Below are 20,190 nucleotides of genomic sequence, written 5' to 3' on the forward strand. Positions count from 1 at the left end.
TCTTCAGTGTAGTTATACATAAAAGAAGGGTCTATAATATTATAGACCCTTCTTTTTACCTTCAATGATAGGTTATTTTTCCTTTGGAGGATTATTTTTAGCATTTTTCATAGCTTCTCCAATTTGATTACTAGCAGTAAAACTTGCCACCATATCGTTTAGCATATTGCTTCCTGCCTGAGGTGCATTAGGCAATAAAATTAAGTTGCTATTGGTTTCCTCTCCTAGAGACTGTAACGTATCATAATGTTGCGTTACAACTATAAGCGCAGAAGCCTCTTGACTGTTAATACCAACACGATTTAAAACCTCTACAGACTCTTCTAAACCACGTGCTATTTCACGACGCTGATCTGCAATTCCTTGTCCTTGCAAACGTTTACTTTCTGCTTCTGCTTTAGCCTTTTCAACTATTAAAATACGTTGTGCATCTCCTTCAAATTGTGCTGCTATTTTTTCACGTTCAGAAGCATTAATTCGGTTCATAGCTTCTTTTACTTGGGCGTCTGGATCAATGTCTGTTACAAGCGTTTTTATAATATCGTATCCATAATCTAGCATAGCATCGTTAAGTTCTGCTTTTACTGCAATTGCTATATCGTCTTTTTTAACAAATACATCATCTAATTTCATTTTTGGAACTTCGGCACGTACTACATCAAATACATAACTGGTAATTTGATCATGCGGATAATCTAATTTATAGAAAGCATCATAAACTTTGTCTCTAATTACTTTATATTGTACAGATACTTTTAAACGCACAAATACATCATCCAAAGTCTTAGTTTCGATAATTACATCTAGTTGTTGAATTTTTAAACTTAGTTTACCTGCAATTCTATCTACTAACGGAATCTTTAATTGAAGACCTGAGTGACGAATACTCTGGAAGCGCCCAAAACGTTCAATAACGGCAGCAGTTTGTTGTTTTACAATAAAGAATGATGAGATTAAAATAATTAATCCCAGAACGATAATAGGAATCAAAAAGAAGTTCATATCAGTGTTTTTTAATGGTTAAAAATATCGGATTACTAATTTACGTTATATTTGAGCATTAAACCCTATATACTATGAAAATTAATACTTACGTTTTATTAGTAGCAGTTACGCTATGTTTTGTTACAACAAACCATGCACAAAAAGGTAGGTATCCAATTACTAACGGCTTTTCGGTTTTTGGAGGGATTACAAAATTTGAGATTACTACAGATAATTTTGTAACGTCACAAGGCGATGGTTTTCTGGGTGGTATGAGTGCTACGGTTGATATTCCCTTACGTTGGTATAACATTAGTTTTGGCATGCAATTATCAGAAAACAATATTGATATTCTTGGGAGACCTAGTTTAACTAGTACTGAGAATGAGTTTATAAATTACAAAATGTTTGCAGCCCAAGTGGCTATGTTACTGCATATTAAAGCCATTAAAAATCACTTTTCAATTGATGTTGGCCCTATGTTACAGTACAATGGAAAATTGGAATTTAAAAACAAAGATCAAGAAGGGTATTTTATAAATAATTATGCCAATTTAACTGCTGAGGACATCACAACTATTTCGCAATTTAATTTTAACGGAGTAGTAGGAGCATCTTTAGGTGTTAGAAACTTTAAGCTGAAAGCGCAATACATATATGGCTTTACCAATATTTTGAATAAGTTGGAAAATGAAGGGTTAGATACTACTGGAGGCAGCGCTCGTTTTAAAGGCAATCAGAATATGTTAGTTTTAGGGGCGATAGTGTCGTTTTAATTACAATCTTCGTTGTAGAACTCAACGATATCGTAAATATCCCATTTCTTAAATTCCTTCGTCTTAATTTTTTTTACTAGAGAAGGACAATCATTAAAAACAGTTATTTGCTTTTTATTAAACTTTGAACCAACACTTATAAGGCTATCTTTTACCGAGATGTAATAGTAAGGGATTCGTTGAGGTCCAGATGAAATACCATTAGATGAATATCCGCCAGTACTAAAAGTAATGAAACTATATAGTTTTATTTTACCCTGAATCATTTCGCTCAAAAGTTTAGGTGTATCAAAATTTTTACTTTTTACATATTCATATTTGGTATTATTTACATGAACACTATTAATAGTTTCATGATTATATTCAACAGGTGTGTCTTTTCTGTTGATCTTAAAACTTACAATTTGCATATCTTTTATTTGTACAAAGCCTTCTAAGGATGTTTCATCTTTCAAATAGATTTTCCCTTTTGAATATTGAGCATTAAGAAAAGAGAATGAGAATAAAGCTAAAATAATTAGTACTGTTTTCATTTTATGCTTTTTTAATCTATAAAATATCTATTACTCTTTCAATCCGTGAAACACTCTCCAACTTCCCAATCATAAACATAATATCAAACACATCAGGACCTTGTAAAGCTCCTACTAAAGCCAAACGTAGTGGCATCATTACTTTTCCAAAACCAATATTGTTTGTTGTAATCCAACCTTTAATATTGGTTTGAAGGCTCTCTACAGAAAAATCTTCGGTGGAATTCACAATAGAAACAACTTCTTTTAAAATATCCTTTGTACCTTCCTTAAACGCTTTTTTTGATGCTTTTTCGTCATAAGAAGTTGGAGCAGTAAAAAAGAAATGACTTAAGTCCCAGAAATCTGAAATAAAAGTAGCGCGTTCTTTTACTAATGCAATTACCATTTCTATATAGTTTACATCAATATCGGACAATTCGGGTCTTAAGGCTTTAAATGCTTCTGATAATTTATCATTAGTTTGCTCTTGCATATAATGATGGTTAAACCACTTGATTTTATCAGGATCGAAACGTGCTCCAGATTTATTAACACGCTCTAAATCGAATGAGTTTATCAATTCTTCTAAACTAAAAATCTCTTGTTCTGTCCCTGGATTCCATCCTAAAAACGCTAAAAAGTTTACCATTGCTTCAGGGAAATAACCATCTTCTTTGTAACCTCTTGATACTTCCTCTGTTTTTGGGTCTTTCCATTCTAAAGGAAATACAGGAAATCCCAATTTGTCGCCATCACGCTTGCTTAATTTACCTTTACCTGTTGGTTTTAAAATTAAAGGTAAGTGTGCAAATTCTGGTGCTTCCCAACCAAATGCTGTATATAGTTGGTAATGTAATGCTAAGCTAGGTAACCATTCTTCACCACGTATTACATGTGAGATTTCCATCAAATGATCATCTACAATATTGGCAAGGTGATAGGTGGGCATCCCATCACTTTTAAATAATACTTTATCATCTAAAATATTGGTATCAATTTTAATATCTCCACGAATACTATCTTTTAAATGTAGCGTTTCGTCTTGTGGCGATTTAAAGCGAATCACATAATCTTCGCCTGCTTCTAATTTTGCATTTACTTCATCAGCAGAAAGCGATAAAGCGTTTTTTAGTTTTAAACGGTTGTGCCAATTATAGATAAAAGTTTTGCCTTTTGCTTCATGATCTTTTCTATGGAAATCTAGAGTTTCGGCAGTATCAAACGCGTAATAAGCGTTTCCTGAAGCAATAAGCTCTTCTGCATATTTCTTATAAATCTCTTTACGTTCGCTTTGGCGATATGGCCCATAATTTCCTAGGTTTACAGGACTTTCGTCTGCTGGCATACCACACCAATTTAGGGCATCAACAATGTATTGCTCTGCACCTTCTACATATCTATTTTGGTCAGTGTCCTCAATGCGTAGAATAAAGGTGCCGTTGTGTTTTTTAGCAAATAAATAGTTGAATAAAGCAGTACGAACACCTCCTATATGTAAGGGTCCTGTTGGGCTTGGTGCAAAACGCACACGAACGTTTTTGGTCATGTTTTATGTGTTTTAAAACTGAGGCAAAGATAGAGCAGTACTGAATAAAGACAAAGTGAAGCGCTCAGAACTTTAATAGAAAGGGTAAGACTTGTGTTTTTGTAACTATGCTGGCGGATAGGTGCGCTAAGGATTGCAGCGGCAGCTTTTGGCGAGGTGAGCATCGAGCCAAAACTATTAGCGGAAAGCCTGACCCACAGGGGAGCGCCCAAAACCTGATATTAGGAGTATTTTAACGAGGGGATTAAATTGAAGTAGAAAATAAAATTGTAGTTTAGTAGTTTAATAGGCTTGAAAGCCTAGTATTTATCCCCAAATCATGGATAATTTTACAAATATACAGCAGAAATTAGAGCGGTTTATAAAACGATATCACACCAACGAATTGTTGAAGGGTGGTATTTTGTTTTTTGCCATTGGCTTGTTGTATTTTTTAATTACACTTCTTATAGAACATTTTTTATGGCTAAATACTACTGCAAGAACGGTATTGTTTTGGTTATTTATTGCTGTAGAGTTAGGGTTGCTTTTTAGATTTGTTGCTGTACCACTGGCAAAATTATTTAAATTAAAAAAAGGAATTAATTACGAAAAGGCTGCTAAGATAATTGGACGACATTTTCCTGAGGTGGATGATAAGTTGTTAAATGTTATCCAACTTAAAGAGCGTAATGAGCAGTCTGAATTATTATTGGCTAGTATAGAGCAGAAGTCAGTTGAATTGAATCCTATTCCGTTTAAGCTGGCCATTAATTTCAAACAGAATTTGTCTTATTTTAAATACGCTATCATTCCTATTGCTATTTTATTGCTGGTGTATGTTACAGGTAACTTTAATTGGTTTAGCGATAGCTACAAGCGTGTTTTAGATTATAAAACAGCTTATGAACCACCAGCGCCATTTCAGTTTTTTGTTGTTAATGAAAATTTAAGCGCTATTGAAGGCGAAGATTTTAAGCTGAAGGTAAAAACAGCAGGAGATGTAGCTCCTGAAAATGCTCAAATAACTTATAATGACGAAACGTATTTTTTACAACAAACAGGTGTTGGAGAGTTTGAGTATGTATTTTCTCAACCACTACAGCCTATAACGTTTAACTTATCTGCTAATGAGGTAAATTCTAAACCTTATAAATTAGAAATAGTTGAGGTGCCGTCACTATTGAGTTTTAAGATGGTTTTAGATTACCCAAATCACACTAAAAAACGAGACGAAGTTTTAAAAAGTACCGGCAACGCTATGGTGCCAGAGGGTACAAAAGTAACGTGGCAATTGCAGACCAAATCTACAGACGAGGTGTTTTTGTATTCTAAGGATACACTAGGTTTTATTTCTGATAAAGTTGGAGTTTTTGAAGTGTCTAAAAACTTATACAAAAATTATGCTTATACGCTAAGCACTAGCAATAAGAATTTAAAGGATTATGAGAATTTATCCTTTTCTATTGATGTGGTAAAGGATGAGTTCCCAGAACTAAATGTGCAAATGAAAATAGATAGTTTGGATTTGCAAACCTTATATTTTTATGGGCAGGTAAGTGATGATTATGGTTTGAGCAAATTGCAATTGGTGTATTATCCTTATGATAATGAGAGCAATAAGAAGATAAAAGAACTCACTATTACATCATCTAACGTGCAAGATTTTATTACAGCTTTTCCTGATAATTTAGAGATAGAATCGGGTATTCCGTATCAATTGTATTTTCAGATATTTGATAATGATAAGGTTAATAAATTTAAGCATAAGAAAAGCACAGTATTTACCTATCGTAAGCGTACTGCTGATGAGGAAAAGGAAAAGCAACTTGAAGAACAGGGGGAAACTATAAAAGATTTAAATAAATCGCTCAAAACATTTGAGGAGCAAGAAAAGCGTTTAGAGGAGTTAACCAAAACTGGTAAAGAAAAAAAGAATTTAAATTTTAATGATAAAAAGAAGTTAGCATCATTTTTTAAGCGTCAGAAACAGCAAGATGATATGATTAAAAACTTCAATAAGAAATTAAAAGATAATCTTGAAGAGTTTCAGAAAGATGAGCAGAAAGAAGATGCGTTTAAGGAAGATTTAAAAAAGCGTTTAGATGAGAATGAGGAACAGCTCAAAAAGAATGAAAAATTACTTGAAGAGTTAGAGAAATTACAAGAAAAAATTAATAATGAAGAGCTGATTAAAAAACTGGATGAAGTTGCAAAACAGAATAAGAATAAAAAGCGAAGCTTAGAGCAGTTATTAGAATTGACCAAACGGTTTTATGTTGAGAAAAAGTTGGAGAAACTTGCTGATGATTTAAACGAGTTATCTAAAGAGCAAGAAGAATTGTCTAAAACTTCAGAAAAAGAAAATACTAAAGAGAAGCAGGATGCAATAAATGATAAGTTTGATGATTTTCAAAAACAAATTGAGGAATTAGAAAAAGAAAGTAAAGCATTAAAAAAACCAATTGATATTCCAAGAGATAAATTGGACGAGCAAGAGGTACATGATGAGCAGCAAAAAGCTTCAGAAGAATTAGAACAAAAAGAATCTTTAGAGAAAGAAGAGCAGCAAGAACAAGGCGAGAAAAATGATAAACAGCAATCTTCTGATAAACAACAAAAACAAAAGCATCAAAACGCACAAAAAAGCCAGAAGAAAGCAGCTCAAAAAATGAAAGAAATGAGTGGTAGTATGCAGGGTGCTATGCAATCTATGAGTGGAGAGCAAATGCAAGAAGATATAGAAATGCTACGACAGATTTTAGACAATTTAGTATTGTTTTCATTTGATGAAGAGGCGTTAATGGATCAGTTTAAATCTATAGATGTTAATCATAACAAGTATGCATCTTATTTAAAAAGACAGAACTATCTTAAGGAACATTTTGAGCATATAGATGATAGTTTGTTTGCACTGTCTTTAAGAAACCCTAAAATGTCTGAAGACATCAATAAGGAAATTTCAGAAGTGTATTTTAATATTGATAAAGCCTTAGAGCGTTTAGCCGAAAGTCAAATATATCAAGGTGTTTCTAACCAGCAATTTGCTATCACTGCAACTAATAATTTGGCTGATATGTTAAGCGATATTTTAGACAATATGCAGGAAAATATGAGTATGTCTATGGGGCAAGGAGGTCAAGGCGATATGCAATTGCCAGATATTATTATGAACCAAGAGCAGCTCAATAAAATGATGCAACAAGGTATGAAGAAGGGAGAAAAGGGTAAACCTAAAGAAGGAGAAGGCAAACAAAAAGGTAAAGGACAGAAAGAAGGAGAAGATGGTAAAGAGGGAGAAAAAGGACAAAAAGGTAAGAAAAAAGGAAATAAAGAAGGGCAGAATGGAGAGCAAACTGGAGGAGAAGGAGAAGGCTCTAGTTTTGATGAAGAAGGGCTGCTTTATGAAATTTATCAAAAGCAACAGCAACTTAGAGAAGCTCTAAATAAACAATTAGAGAAAGAAGGAAAAGGCAAAGGCGGTATTGGAGATAAGTTATCAAAACAAATGGAAGATATTGAATTGGACTTATTGAATAAAGGCTTCACTAATGAAACGCTTCAAAAAATGACTAATTTAAAGCATCAGTTGTTGAAAATGGAGAACGCTACCTTTCAACAAGGAGAAAATAATAAGCGAGAATCTGAAACAAATAATAGCGAATTCGATAACAATTCTAATAGTCAAATTCCAACCGCAAAGCAATATTTTCAAACTACAGAAATATTAAACAGACAAGCTTTACCTTTGCAGCAAGTTTACAAAAAGAAAGTGCAGCAATATTTTAAACAAGCTAATGATTAACTTCAACTACGAAACAAATTTTAATTTAGGCAATAAAGAAGTTATTTCGAATTGGATTATAGAGACTATTTCATCTGAAGGATGTAAGCTTGAAGAAATAAACTATGTATTCTGTGACGATGATTATTTACACAAATTAAATGTAGAATTTCTTAATCATGATACGCTAACGGACATCATAAGTTTTGATTATTCTATAGGAAAAATAATACAAGGAGATATCTTTATTTCTATTGAACGTGTGTCAGATAATGCTAAAGATTACGGTGTTTCTTTTGATGAGGAACTACAGCGTGTTATTATACATGGCGTGTTGCACTATTGTGGTTATAAAGATAAAACAGACAGTGAGGCTAAAGTTATGAGGGATAAGGAAAACCATTACCTTTCTTTACTTGAGTTGAATTAAAGATTTCAATGTATATTTGCAAACCAAAATCCAAAAGATGTTCCACGTGGAACATAATGATTGATAAAGAAATATATTATGTTTAACGAACATTATGATGTTATTGTTGTAGGCGCTGGGCATGCAGGAAGCGAAGCAGCAGCAGCAGCAGCTAATATGGGAAGCAAAACACTTTTAGTGACAATGAATTTGCAAAACATAGCTCAAATGTCTTGTAATCCTGCTATGGGTGGTATTGCAAAAGGGCAAATCGTTCGTGAAATTGATGCACTAGGAGGTTATAGCGGCATCGTATCTGATACTTCTGCTATTCAATTTAAAATGTTGAACAAATCTAAAGGACCTGCAATGTGGAGTCCTAGAGTGCAAAGTGATAGAATGCGTTTTGCTGAAGACTGGAGGTTGTTGTTAGAGCAAACTCCTAATCTAGATTTTTATCAAGAAATGGTGTCTGGATTATTGATTGAAAAAGATAAGGTTGTAGGAGTAAAAACATCTTTAGGAATAGAAATAAAATCTAAAACTGTGGTGCTTACCAATGGCACATTTCTTAATGGCTTAATTCATATTGGAGATAAAAACTTTGGAGGAGGTAGAGCAGGAGAAAAGGCAGCAACAGGTATTACTGAACAGTTGGTGGATTTGGGTTTTGATTCTGGGAGAATGAAAACAGGAACACCGCCTAGAGTAGACGGTAGGTCGTTAGATTATTCAAAAATGACAGTACAACCTGGGGATGATAATCCTGAAAAGTTCTCTTATTTAGATATTACAAAGCCATTAACTAAACAGCGTTCTTGTCACATGTCTTATACTAGTCCAGAAGTACATGATGTGTTACGCGAAGGTTTTGATAGGTCGCCAATGTTTAACGGAAGAATTAAAAGTTTAGGGCCAAGATATTGTCCGTCTATAGAAGATAAAATCAACCGATTTGCTGATAAGGATAGACATCAATTATTTATTGAACCAGAAGGGTGGAATACAGTTGAAGTTTATGTAAATGGTTTTTCTACATCACTTCCAGAAGATGTTCAGTTTAAAGCATTACGTTCTGTTGTTGGTTTTGAAAATGTAAAATTCTTTAGGCCTGGTTATGCAATAGAATATGATTATTTTCCACCAACGCAATTAAAGCATACTTTAGAAACTAAGCTTGTAGAAGGTTTGTATTTTGCAGGACAAATTAACGGGACTACAGGTTATGAGGAAGCAGCATCTCAAGGATTAATGGCTGGAATAAATGCTAGTTTAAAAGTTCAGGAGAAAGATGCTTTTACATTAAAAAGAGATGAAGCATACATAGGTGTTTTAGTTGATGACTTAATTACAAAAGGAACTGAAGAACCATATCGTATGTTCACATCTAGAGCTGAATATAGAACATTGTTGCGACAAGATAATGCGGATTTAAGATTAACGCCAAAAGGGTATCAGTTAGGCTTAGCTTCTGAAAAACGTTTAAAACGTATGGAGGAAAAACACAAAGCTGCAGAAAAGTTTGTTTCCTTTTTTGAAAACCAAAGTGTGAAACCCGATAAGATAAATCCTATCTTAGAATCTAAAAAATCATCTCCAGTAAAGCAATCTGGAAAGCTGTTTAAGATTTTTGCAAGACCAAATATTGAGATGGAAGATGTCAGGAAAGTAGAGTCTGTTGAAAGATATATTCAGGATAATAATTTGGATAGAGAAGTAATTGATCAAACAGAAATTCAAGTTAAATATGCCGGATATATTGCCAAGGAAAAGAATAATGCAGATAAGTTAAATAGATTAGAGTATGTAAAAATACCTGAGAATTTTGATTATTCTCAGATTAAATCTATGAGCTTTGAAGCGAGAGAAAAACTTAAAAAGATTCAGCCTGCAACAGTATCTCAAGCATCAAGAATCAGTGGTGTATCTCCTAATGATATTTCTGTATTGTTAGTTTATATGGGTAGGTAAATTAATGATGTTCCACGTGGAACATTGGGTATTGTGTTTCTGTGAAAAAGAGTATTATTAAATTATTATTAGTTTTCCTAATCGTTTTCTCTTGCGAAGAAAATAGTAAGGAAATTGATTTATCAAATCAGTATTATACTATTCTAAATAGTTCTAATTTTTCCGCAGCAAAAAACATTTTGGCCGATAGTTTATTTACTACTGAAATTAATTATGAGAAAGTTTTTTCAAAAGAAGAATATATAGAGTTATTAAAATGGGACGCTGTTTTTAAACCAAAATATAGAGTTCTTAAAGTTGAGAAAGTTACTAACGGTGTTGTGAAGGCAAAAGTATCACAAACAAATATGAGAGTTCTTTTTTTAAACGAATCTCCAATAGTGTTTAATCAAATAATTCGTTTTAAAAACAATAAGATTTCTAATATTGAGATTAAAGAATATGTTAAGTTTAACGATACTATTTTTGTTAGAAATAGAGAGAAGCTTTTAAGCTGGATAAAAATGTATCATCCAGAAATAAAAGATTTTATTCATGACCAAACAGAAGCTGGTGCATTGAATTATTTAAAAGCTATTAATTTATATAATGATGCACATTAAAGTAAAAGACCACTCTGTTTCTGGAGAAGAATTTCAATTGATAGAAAATTCAAAGTATGGTTTTTTAGAAACCACACCACAACCCTCAGAGAAAAAATTACCTGAATATTACAAGAGCGAAGATTATATTTCTCATACTGATTCACAAAGAAATGTATTTGAAAAAGTATATCATTTAGTAAGAACAGTTTCTTTAAAAAAGAAGTTACGCTTAATTACTTCTTTTACTTCTGAAGAAAAAAAAATACTAGACGTTGGTTGTGGTACAGGCGACTTTTTACAAACCGCCAAAGAAAATAATTGGAATGTTTTTGGAGTTGAACCAAATGCGCAGGCGAGAAGAATAGCTAATAAGAAAACCAACAATTCTGTTTATGATATCGAACAACTTTTAAAGTTTGACTCAAATAGTTTTGATGTGATTACACTTTGGCATGTTTTGGAACATTTACCAAATTTAGAAGATCACCTAACTCTTTTTAAAAATTTACTTAAACCAAAAGGTATATTAATCATAGCAGTACCAAACTATAAAAGTTATGATGCGAAGTATTACAAACAATTTTGGGCTGCGTATGATGTTCCAAGACATCTTTGGCATTTCAATAGAAACTCAATGTCTAATTTAGTTTCTAAATTCAATTTTCAAGTTAAAAAAATTAGTCCGATGTGGTTTGATGCATTTTATGTGAGTATGCTTTCAGAAAAATACAAGTCTGGGAAAATGAATCCAATCAAAGGTTTTTTCGTAGGACTACTATCTAATATTAAGGCATTAGGCTCAAAAGAAGTTTCTTCCTTGATTTATATTATCAAAAACAGCTAATTATAATTCTAATCAGGTTTTCTGGCTATTTAATGATTGAGACACAAATATGCTAATCAAGTTTTTTAAAACCTCTTAAAACGCTTTATTTGAATTCGTTTTGTATAGAAAATTATTATTGAATTTAAATTCAATAATAATTTTTGTTTATAAGTTAAATTCAAACCAATTTCAGTTTTCTTTTTCGCATACTTTATTACATTTGTGCGACTCTGAAAAATAGATTTAAACCAAAAACTAAAAAAATGAAAAATATATTTTATGCGCTTATAACATTGCTAGTTTTAGCATCATGCCAAAAGCCAAATAAAATTGGTTATGTAGATAATGGTATTATTGTTAAAGATTATCAAAAGGCCAAAGATTTAGAAGCAAAGTATAAATCTAAAGAAGATGCTTTTAAGAAAAAAACAGATAGTGTTAGTCAAGCTTTTCAGATAGAAGCACAAAAAGAACAATTAGAAGCACAAAAATTAGCACAAAGAAATAAAAGAAAACAAGCAGAAGAAATAATGTTAGGCTTGCAAAAAAAACAGCAATTGTTGCAACAAGAAATGCAATTTGAGCAACAACAACTTGCAAAAGCAGTTCAAGACGAAAGTGATTCTTTAATTGTAAAAATTAAAAATTTCATTAAAGACTATGGTAAAAAGAATCAGTATACTTTTATTTTAGGTACTAGCGATGGTGCCTCATCTGTAATATATGGAGAAGACCAAACAGATTTAACTCAAACTATTATTGATGCTTTAAATGCAGAATATAAAAAGGAGTAAATAGTATTTAATTGCTTAAAACATTGAAAGCCAACTACATGTTGGCTTTTTTTGTGCGTGAAAATAATTACTGTATGGTTTATATATTTGCCCTAATTATTTTATTTTTCGTAATATGGCTGTAATACAATACTTATTTTATAGTTTTGTTTAAACTAACAAAACTATACTATGACTAGGTGTTTATTCTTATTGTTTTTAGTTGCTTTTTCGATTAACTCTTACGGGCAAAAATCATTAGAATCAGGTTATTTTATCGATAACTCAAATAATAAAACAACTTGTTATATACAAAACATTGGCTGGTTAGATAGCCCTACTCAATTTAAATATAAAACTCAATTAGAAGGATCTTTAGAAATAAAAACTATTACTGAAGTTAAAGAATTTGCTATTGGTAATACCGTAAAATTTGAAAGGCATAAGGTAATGATTGATCGCTCAAGTGAAAAAGTTAGTGAAATGTCTAACCAAATAAATCCAGTTTTTAATGAAGAAACTCTTTTTTTAAAGGTGTTAGTAGAGGGCAATGCTACGCTATATTCGTATGGAGATAAAGATCTATACAGGTATTTCTATAAGACAGATGATGGTGTAAAGCAATTGGTATTTAAAAGTTATGTAACCGATGATGACCAAATAAAAGAAAACAATAGTTATAAAGGGCAGCTATGGGATAATATAAAAGTATCAGGATTATCTGAACACAACTATAAGAAAATAGATTATGAAAAAAAGGACTTAATAACATTGTTTGAACAATACAATGCAGATAAAAATTCTAATTATACGATTTACAAACAGAAAAATGCAAAAGGAAAGCTTAATATAACCCTAAGGCCCGGAATTAATCAACAAAGTTTTGAGGTCAGTAATTCTTTAATTATATGGAAATCTATGCGTTTTGATAATGAAACAAGCTTTAGAATGGGTGTGGAGTTGGAATATATACTTCCGTTTAATACCAATAAATGGGGCATAGTTTTAGAACCTACGTTCAGTTCTTATAAATCAGAAAAGACAATTCCATCTAATAGCCTATTGGTAACTGGACGTGTTGACTATAAATCAATAGAATTCCCAGTTAGTCTGCGTCATTATTTCTTTTTAAATGAGAATAACAGTTTTTTTATTAATGCATCTATAATTGTTGATACTAGCTTTGATTCCTCCCTAACGATAACGAGATCTAATGGGACAGTTGTTAACAAATTTGATGTAGCAAGTGGAGTAGATTATGCTTTGGGTGGAGGTTTTAAAACTAAAAATAAGTACAGCATAGAAGCAAGGTATTCATTTTCAAAAAATCTTATTGCTACAGAAGGTTCTTGGAACTCTAAGTTAAGTATTTTTGCGGTTATCGTTGGTTATACTTTATTTTAAATAACAATATAAGTTTACATAAAACAAATACAATAAAATTTATAAAACCCTGAATATACATGTGTTTATTCAGGGTTCTTTTTTAACTATATATAAATTGATGAGATTGCTCCTCAGTTACTACGAAATATACTTGCAATTAAATGTGTTTCAATAGTATTCGGAATAGCATGATAATTAGAAAATCAAGAATAAAACGCTCATTAATTAGCTTTTTTAGTTACTCCAATTTGTAACAAGTTCTATAAATTCCTGTCTAAATCCATTAGGATCAAAGCTAGCACCACCACTAGCTAAGTCAATTACCATTTGTTTTGAAACGTTTCCTTGGTATTCTGAATTCTTCATAAGTAAACCAAACCCAGTAACAGCAGTAGCAAATTTCATATTTACAGATGAGACACTGGGAATAGGGCTATTTATTTTATGTGTTAAAGGAATACTAACCTCGGTATTAGGTTTTTTATACCTAAAATCAAAAGTAGCATATAGCTCATCAGTATTACTATTGTTCAGAACCACTTCGTAAAGTGCAGTAATGGTTTGGGACGAACCAATTTCGCCTGCATCCTCGGTGTCATCCTCAAAATCTTCATTATCTAAAGCTCTATTTTCGTACCCAATTAAGCGATAAGATGATACTTTGTTTTCATTAAACGTAATTTGAATTTTAGAATCTTTAGCCACAGTATATAGCTTTCCTAGTTCATAAGTAAAAACCTTTTGAATCTGTTTGGCATTATCAATATACTCGTAATTACCATTACCTTTATTAGCAATTTGCTCCATACCATAATCGTTTAGATTTCCGCCCCCAACACCAAGTACAGTGAGATAAATACCAGTTTTTCGTTTTTCTTCTATAAGTTCTACAAGTGCTTCAGTAGAGGATGGGCCAACATTAAAATCGCCATCAGATCCTAAAATAACTCTATTGTTACCATCAGTAATAAAGTGTTCTTCTGCTATTTTATAGGCGGTAATAATACCCTCAGCTCCTGCCGTACTTCCTCCAGCACCAAGTTGTTCTATGGCTTGTTTTATTTTATCTTTTTCACTCCCAGAGGTTGATGGTAATAATACACCTGCACTTCCTGCGTAGGTAACAATAGCAATTCTGTCATCATCTCTAAGGTTATCTGTTAAGGTTTTGAATCCTGACTTTAAAACACCTAATTTGTCTGGAGAGCTCATAGAGCCAGAAACATCAATTAAAAAGACATAATTAGAATTTGGAAGTTCTGATTCTGGAATGGTTTTACCTTTCATACCTATGCGTATCAAGTGGTGATCTGTATTCCATGGGCAAACTGAAACTTCAGAATTTAAGCCAACATTATCATTGCCTTGTGGTTCTGGGTAATCAAAGGTAAAGTAGTTAATATATTCTTCTATTCTTACAGAAGCCACAGGAGGTGTTTGTCCTAAATTTAAAAAGCGCCTCATGTTGGCATAAGAACCACCATCTGCATCAACCGAAAATGTAGATATGGGAGCTTCACTTGTATTAATAAATGGGTTTTCTCCATGGTCTTTATAGTTTTCTTGAACTATTGGTTCAGGGTTATACGCCGAAATGTCATTAAAAGCAGTACTGTCTAAAGGAGAACATGCAACAGCGATTAATAATAGAGATAAAAAGGATAGAATTACATAAAAATTTTTCATAGCGTGGTTGTTTTAAATTTTAATAAAAGTGAATTGCAATATGTCTTTTAGATGTAGATTGTAAGAAATGGTTGCGTTAATTACTTAATGAAATTCGTAATTACAATTGCATGCGAACACATTTATTTTTAAAAAATTAAATCAAAATGCAACCCTTTATATTTTGATCTGTCAATACTAATATCAATCATAAATCACTGAATTAATTTCAGTAAAAAACGAACAGATCAAATGAAAATTAAATTATTAGGACTATGCTTATTTTTAGGTATAGCTGCAACCGCACAAAACACATTCAGTATTCGCGGTACAGTTAAAGATTCCAAAAATGGAGAAACACTACTTGGAGCTACTGTTTTTTTAAAAGGCACAACTAATGGAGCCGTTACTAACACATATGGCTTTTATTCGCTTACCGTTATAGAAGGCAATTACACACTCGTTGTGTCTTACATGGGTTACGAGGAGGTTTCAAAAGAAATTACTCTAAACGAAGATCAGGTACTAGATTTTGAACTTACCGAAGCAACAAATCAGCTGGATGAAGTAATGATAACTGCAGAAGAACCAGAACGCATCAGTATTAAAAAGCCGCAAATGAGTGTGTCAAAATTAAACGCGTCTACCATAAAACAAATACCAGCGGTATTGGGAGAAGTAGATGTAATAAAATCTATTCAAATGCTTCCTGGAGTTACAAATTCTGGAGAAGGAACAGCCGGCTTTAATGTAAGAGGTGGTGCTGTAGACCAAAATTTGGTGTTACTAGACGAAGCTATAATTTATAATACATCTCACTTTTTCGGTTTCTTCTCTGTATTTAATAATGATGCCATAAAGAATGTAAAACTATATAAAGGCGATATTCCTGCAAAGTTTGGAGGGCGAGTATCTTCAGTTTTAGATGTACATCAAAAAGATGGTAACAGTAAGCAGTTTGAGTTGAATGGAGGTATTGGTTTAATTTCTAGTAGACTTACTGCGGAAGCGCCATTATTTGGAGACAAGGGATCCTTTTTAATAGCAGGTAGATCTTCTTATGCGCATTTACTTATGAAAGCTATTCCGGAAGTAAAAGATGATAAAATATCCTTCTACGACCTTAATTTAAAGACCAATTATACTGTAAATAAAAACAACAGATTATTCCTCTCAGGATATTTTGGTCGCGATGTTTTCGATTTATCCAATGTGATTAAAACTAACTATGGAAATGCCTCTGGAAATTTAAGGTGGAATCATGTATTTAATGATAAGTTGTTTTCAAATTTATCTCTAATATATAGTAAGTATGATTACCGTATTGTGCTAGATTTTGTTGAGCTAGATTGGATAGCAGACATTAAAAATTACAATATTAAATATGATTTTGGATACTATTTAAATGATAAATTAAAAGTTGATTTTGGTATTAGTGGTATTCTTCACAATTTAAATCCAGGAGAGGTAAAACCAACCACAGAAGGTTCTCCTGTTAATTATTTAAAATTAGAACAAAAGCGAGCCTTAGAAAGTGGTATTTACGCCAGTGCAGAACATCAAATTTCTGATAAACTTACTTTAAATTACGGTTTACGGTACAGCAGATTTAATAGACTTGGTGGACAAAATATTATGAATTACGTAAACGATATGCCAGTAGTGTATAATGAAACATTAGGTGTTTATCAAGATGGAGAAGAAACAGGAGAAACCTTTTTTAAGAAAAGTGAAAGTATAGAAACCTATGATAATTTTGAGCCTCGTTTTGGATTATCTTATCAACTAAACAGTTCTTCTTCTGTAAAGGCAAGCTATACTAGATCAACGCAATATATGCATCTATTATCTAACACTACTGCTGTAACACCAGTTGATGTTTGGACACCTAGTGGAAAATATATTAAGCCCCAAAAATCTAATCAATATGCAGTAGGGTATTATAAAAATTTAAAGGATAATATATTTTCTTTTGAAGTAGAAGCCTACTATAAGACTGTAGATAATAGAATAGATTATGTTGATGGTTCCGATTTGATAGGAACAAATACAATAGAAACTGAAATTTTAAACGGGGAGGCTAGAGCCTATGGATTAGAGTTTTTACTAAGAAAAAACAAAGGACGTTTTACAGGATGGTTAGCATACACATTATCAAAATCCGAACAAAGAACTCCTGGAGGAATTGCAGGTGGATTAGGTATAAACGATGGCAAATGGTATAACACACCTTTTGATAGAACACATGATGTATCAATAACCGGAGCATACAAACTAAATGACAGATGGCGTTTTAGTGCTAATGCAGTATACCAAACAGGGCGTCCCGTAACATATCCTGATGGGCAATACTCATACGAAGGTTTATCAATAGCTAGTTTTTCAGATAGAAACGCTAGTAGATTACCAGCATATCATCGATTAGATGTATCTGCAACATATACACCAAAAAAGAATTTGAATAGAAAATGGAAAGGCGAGTGGGTGTTTGGTATTTACAACGCCTACAACCGTAAAAATGCAGCTTCAATAAGGTTTGGTCAAAATGATGACACAGCAGCGAATGAAGCAACACGAACAGCTATTTTTGGCATTATACCATCAATTACGTACAACTTCAAATTTTAAATCATAACTCTATAAAGGGTATTAAACATATACTTATGAAATCTTATATAACACTAATTTTCGCATTGCTTTTGGTTGGACTCACATCTTGTGAAGATGTTATAGATGTTGACGTTCCAACAGCCACTCCAAGACTAGTTATTGAAGCATCATTAGATTGGCAAAAAGGTACTACAGGCAACAATCAAACTATAAAACTAAGTACATCTACACCTTATTTTGAAAATACTGTAAACTCTGCAGTAACAGGTGCTTTAGTGAAAGTAACAAACAACAATAGCAATGTTGAATACACTTTTGCAGACCAAAATGATGGCACTTATACAATTTCCAATTTTATTCCAGTAATAAATGATAGTTACACACTTGAAATAGAATACAATAACGAAACGTATCGCGCTACAGAAACATTAAAATCTGTATCTCCAATAAAACGCGTAGAGCAATCTATTGAAGGAGGGTTTGATGATGAAGTTTTAGATGTTTCTGTTTTTTGGGATGACCCAGCCGATGAAGAGAATTTCTATCTCATAAAGTTTATGGAAGAAGGCATTCTTTTCCCAATTTTTGAGGACTATCCAGATGAATTTGTAAACGGCAATGAATTAAATACTTTTTTTGAAAAAGAAAGAGAAGATGATGATGACCAAGCTGAATTTAATCCTGGAGATACTGTTAGATTCACTTTATATGGCATCTCAGAACAGTATGATAATTACATTAGTCTTTTAATAGAGCAGTATGATAGTGCTGGAGACCCGTTTAGTGCAGTACCTGCAAAACTCAAAGGAAATTGTATCAATATAAATACACCAGAAAATTATCCATTAGGCTACTTCAGGTTATCAGAGTTTGATGTAGCTACATACACATTTCAGTAACAAGTAATTATAATTATTACAAAGTGTGCTTTAAAGAGAATTAAAGCGAATGTTGGTTTGATTTTTTTTGATAGAGTGATTCCATCCCGATAGTTTTCGGGGTGTAGAATCACATAAAGGCTCGTACAATTACTTCTTACAATTAACAAAAATTAGAATCTATTTTAAAAACAATATATTATGAAAACACATTATTTATTTTACTTCGTTTTTACATTTTGTATCACTTTAACGTCATGTTCTATTGACGATATAAAAGCATCAAACAATATTGTAACAGAGGAAAGAGTACTGTCTGATTTTAATGAAATAGACATATCTAGTGATATAGAAGTAGTTGTTAAACAAGGCCCATCACAATCTGTAAAAGTAACTACTAGTGATAATATTCAAGATAACGTAACCACGAGAGTTAACAACGGAAAGCTTACAGCTAGACTAACAGGCAACATAAGAAGGCTAGACGTATTACGAATAGAAATTGTAATACCAACGATTAGCAGCTTAAGAATGTCTGCAGATAGTTTTGGAACCCTTTCCGGATTTGAAAATCTAGATTCTTTTAGATTAAATGTTTCAAGCGATGCTTTTATAACGCTTTCTGGAACCGCAAATAGTATGAATATCGATGCCAGTAGTGATGCAAGAATAGAAGGGTTTGATTTTGAAACTAAAACATGTAATATAAATTGTTCTTCAGATGCAACAGTTTCTATAACCTGTACTGATGCTTTATCAGGTTCAGTAAGTAGTGATGGCATAATATTTTATAAAGGAAATCCATCGGTAAATGTATCTACAAGTAGCGATGGCGCAATAATAAATTCAAATTAAAAGATGCTGATATTAAATAAATTGTAACTTTTGTGCAACCATTTAAAATTTCTATTGTCTTTAAAAAATAGAAACTAAATCCAAAACCGATTTCACAACCAAAACGCGGTGACAAACCAAGTAGTTTTTACACATAAAGATCTTGTTGAGAAGAGCAAACTGGGCGACCGAAAAACGCAATACAAACTGTATTCGCTTTACGTAAACGCTATGTTTAATGTATGTGTAAGAATGGTAAAATCTAAAGAAGATGCCGAAGATATTTTACAGGAAAGCTTTGTAGATGCTTTTAAAAATTTGAACAGTTTTAGGTATGAAAGCACTTTTGGTTCTTGGTTAAAGCGTATAGTTATAAATAAAAGTATTAATCATTTAAAATTAAAACGTGTGCCCTTAGTCGCCATGGATGATTACGATGATTGGATTCCAGAACAACAAGAAGAAGAAATTAACGAAGAATATTTAAATGTTGATACGATAAAAACAGCAATAAAGCAGCTCCCAGAGGGCTACCAGACCATAATCAATTTATATTTAATTGAAGGATACGATCACGTTGAGATAGGAGAAATTTTAGGGATAAGCACCTCAACCTCCAAATCTCAATATCATAGAGCAAAAAAGAAATTAATAGCATTAATGAATTGAA

Annotated in this window: 16 protein-coding genes; 12 read left to right on the forward strand and 4 right to left on the reverse strand. The window is 32.2% G+C overall.

What is annotated here, in order from left to right:
• Positions 1–72: 72 nt before the first annotated feature.
• A complete protein-coding gene (locus tag EYD46_RS08695) occupies positions 73–1,002 on the reverse strand; it encodes an SPFH domain-containing protein (RefSeq protein ID WP_130936680.1) in 930 nt (309 codons plus the stop codon).
• Positions 1,003–1,076: 74 nt separating this feature from the next.
• Between EYD46_RS08695 and EYD46_RS08700 the strand changes: the two genes are divergently transcribed.
• Complete coding sequence (locus tag EYD46_RS08700; RefSeq protein WP_130936681.1) at positions 1,077–1,760, forward strand: hypothetical protein; 684 nt, start codon at positions 1,077–1,079, stop codon at positions 1,758–1,760.
• On the opposite strand, the gene EYD46_RS08705 is transcribed toward EYD46_RS08700, so the two are convergent.
• Positions 1,757–2,293, reverse strand: coding sequence for a hypothetical protein (locus EYD46_RS08705; protein WP_130936682.1), 537 nt, complete (start codon positions 2,291–2,293; stop codon positions 1,757–1,759). The genes EYD46_RS08700 and EYD46_RS08705 overlap by 4 nt on opposite strands.
• A 16-nt stretch (positions 2,294–2,309) precedes the next feature.
• On the reverse strand, positions 2,310–3,821 hold the full coding sequence (gene gltX, locus EYD46_RS08710; RefSeq protein WP_130936683.1) for a glutamate--tRNA ligase: 1,512 nt from the start codon (positions 3,819–3,821) through the stop codon (positions 2,310–2,312).
• Between the two features lie 319 nt (positions 3,822–4,140).
• Between gltX and EYD46_RS08715 the strand changes: the two genes are divergently transcribed.
• The 7 genes from EYD46_RS08715 (at position 4,141) to EYD46_RS08745 (ending at position 13,551) form a co-directional block, all read left to right on the forward strand.
• A complete protein-coding gene (locus EYD46_RS08715) occupies positions 4,141–7,605 on the forward strand; it encodes a hypothetical protein (RefSeq protein WP_130936684.1) in 3,465 nt (1,154 codons plus the stop codon).
• Positions 7,598–8,014, forward strand: coding sequence for an rRNA maturation RNase YbeY (ybeY, locus tag EYD46_RS08720; protein WP_130936685.1), 417 nt, complete (start codon positions 7,598–7,600; stop codon positions 8,012–8,014). The genes EYD46_RS08715 and ybeY overlap by 8 nt, the downstream gene beginning before the upstream one ends.
• Positions 8,015–8,092: 78 nt before the next feature.
• A complete protein-coding gene (mnmG, locus tag EYD46_RS08725; RefSeq protein WP_130936686.1) occupies positions 8,093–9,964 on the forward strand; it encodes a tRNA uridine-5-carboxymethylaminomethyl(34) synthesis enzyme MnmG in 1,872 nt (623 codons plus the stop codon).
• Between the two features lie 41 nt (positions 9,965–10,005).
• On the forward strand, positions 10,006–10,566 hold the full coding sequence (locus tag EYD46_RS08730; RefSeq protein WP_130936687.1) for a hypothetical protein: 561 nt from the start codon (positions 10,006–10,008) through the stop codon (positions 10,564–10,566).
• Positions 10,553–11,392: a class I SAM-dependent methyltransferase gene (locus tag EYD46_RS08735; RefSeq protein ID WP_130936688.1), complete on the forward strand. Its 840-nt coding sequence runs from the start codon at positions 10,553–10,555 to the stop codon at positions 11,390–11,392. Before EYD46_RS08730 ends, EYD46_RS08735 begins: the two co-directional genes overlap by 14 nt.
• Positions 11,393–11,637: 245 nt before the next feature.
• Positions 11,638–12,168, forward strand: coding sequence for an OmpH family outer membrane protein (locus tag EYD46_RS08740; RefSeq protein WP_130936689.1), 531 nt, complete (start codon positions 11,638–11,640; stop codon positions 12,166–12,168).
• A gap of 171 nt (positions 12,169–12,339) precedes the next feature.
• On the forward strand, positions 12,340–13,551 hold the full coding sequence (locus EYD46_RS08745; RefSeq protein WP_130936690.1) for a porin family protein: 1,212 nt from the start codon (positions 12,340–12,342) through the stop codon (positions 13,549–13,551).
• Between the two features lie 216 nt (positions 13,552–13,767).
• Here the strand turns inward: EYD46_RS08745 and EYD46_RS08750 are convergent, their stop codons facing one another.
• A complete protein-coding gene (locus tag EYD46_RS08750; protein WP_130936691.1) occupies positions 13,768–15,219 on the reverse strand; it encodes a vWA domain-containing protein in 1,452 nt (483 codons plus the stop codon).
• Positions 15,220–15,450: 231 nt separating this feature from the next.
• Between EYD46_RS08750 and EYD46_RS08755 the strand changes: the two genes are divergently transcribed.
• The 4 genes from EYD46_RS08755 (at position 15,451) to EYD46_RS08770 (ending at position 20,189) form a co-directional block, all read left to right on the forward strand.
• Positions 15,451–17,826 (forward strand): TonB-dependent receptor, encoded by a 2,376-nt coding sequence (locus EYD46_RS08755; RefSeq protein WP_130936692.1) that lies wholly within the window; start codon positions 15,451–15,453, stop codon positions 17,824–17,826.
• A 35-nt stretch (positions 17,827–17,861) separates the two neighbouring features.
• Complete coding sequence (locus EYD46_RS08760) at positions 17,862–18,707, forward strand: DUF4249 domain-containing protein (RefSeq protein ID WP_130936693.1); 846 nt, start codon at positions 17,862–17,864, stop codon at positions 18,705–18,707.
• A 180-nt stretch (positions 18,708–18,887) separates the two neighbouring features.
• Positions 18,888–19,541 carry a head GIN domain-containing protein gene (locus EYD46_RS08765; protein WP_130936694.1) on the forward strand — a complete coding sequence of 218 codons (654 nt, stop codon included), beginning with the start codon at positions 18,888–18,890 and terminating at the stop codon, positions 19,539–19,541.
• Between the two features lie 108 nt (positions 19,542–19,649).
• Positions 19,650–20,189, forward strand: a complete 540-nt coding sequence (locus tag EYD46_RS08770; protein ID WP_130936695.1) for an RNA polymerase sigma factor — start codon at positions 19,650–19,652, stop codon at positions 20,187–20,189.
• Position 20,190: the final 1 nt, after the last annotated feature.

The sequence above is a fragment of the Hyunsoonleella pacifica genome (genome assembly GCF_004310335.1).
Taxonomy (GTDB): domain Bacteria; phylum Bacteroidota; class Bacteroidia; order Flavobacteriales; family Flavobacteriaceae; genus Jejuia; species Jejuia pacifica.

Bases quoted from the DNA above. Each gene is read 5' to 3' on its own strand.
- EYD46_RS08695 (WP_130936680.1), bottom strand. From the start codon at position 1,002: ATGAACTTCTTTTTGATTCCTATTATCGTTCTGGGATTAATTATTTTA.
- EYD46_RS08700 (WP_130936681.1), top strand. From the start codon at position 1,077: ATGAAAATTAATACTTACGTTTTATTAGTAGCAGTTACGCTATGTTTT.
- EYD46_RS08705 (WP_130936682.1), bottom strand. From the start codon at position 2,293: ATGAAAACAGTACTAATTATTTTAGCTTTATTCTCATTCTCTTTTCTT.
- gltX (WP_130936683.1), bottom strand. From the start codon at position 3,821: ATGACCAAAAACGTTCGTGTGCGTTTTGCACCAAGCCCAACAGGACCC.
- EYD46_RS08715 (WP_130936684.1), top strand. From the start codon at position 4,141: ATGGATAATTTTACAAATATACAGCAGAAATTAGAGCGGTTTATAAAA.
- ybeY (WP_130936685.1), top strand. From the start codon at position 7,598: ATGATTAACTTCAACTACGAAACAAATTTTAATTTAGGCAATAAAGAA.
- mnmG (WP_130936686.1), top strand. From the start codon at position 8,093: ATGTTTAACGAACATTATGATGTTATTGTTGTAGGCGCTGGGCATGCA.
- EYD46_RS08735 (WP_130936688.1), top strand. From the start codon at position 10,553: ATGATGCACATTAAAGTAAAAGACCACTCTGTTTCTGGAGAAGAATTT.
- EYD46_RS08740 (WP_130936689.1), top strand. From the start codon at position 11,638: ATGAAAAATATATTTTATGCGCTTATAACATTGCTAGTTTTAGCATCA.
- EYD46_RS08745 (WP_130936690.1), top strand. From the start codon at position 12,340: ATGACTAGGTGTTTATTCTTATTGTTTTTAGTTGCTTTTTCGATTAAC.
- EYD46_RS08750 (WP_130936691.1), bottom strand. From the start codon at position 15,219: ATGAAAAATTTTTATGTAATTCTATCCTTTTTATCTCTATTATTAATC.
- EYD46_RS08755 (WP_130936692.1), top strand. From the start codon at position 15,451: ATGAAAATTAAATTATTAGGACTATGCTTATTTTTAGGTATAGCTGCA.
- EYD46_RS08760 (WP_130936693.1), top strand. From the start codon at position 17,862: ATGAAATCTTATATAACACTAATTTTCGCATTGCTTTTGGTTGGACTC.
- EYD46_RS08765 (WP_130936694.1), top strand. From the start codon at position 18,888: ATGAAAACACATTATTTATTTTACTTCGTTTTTACATTTTGTATCACT.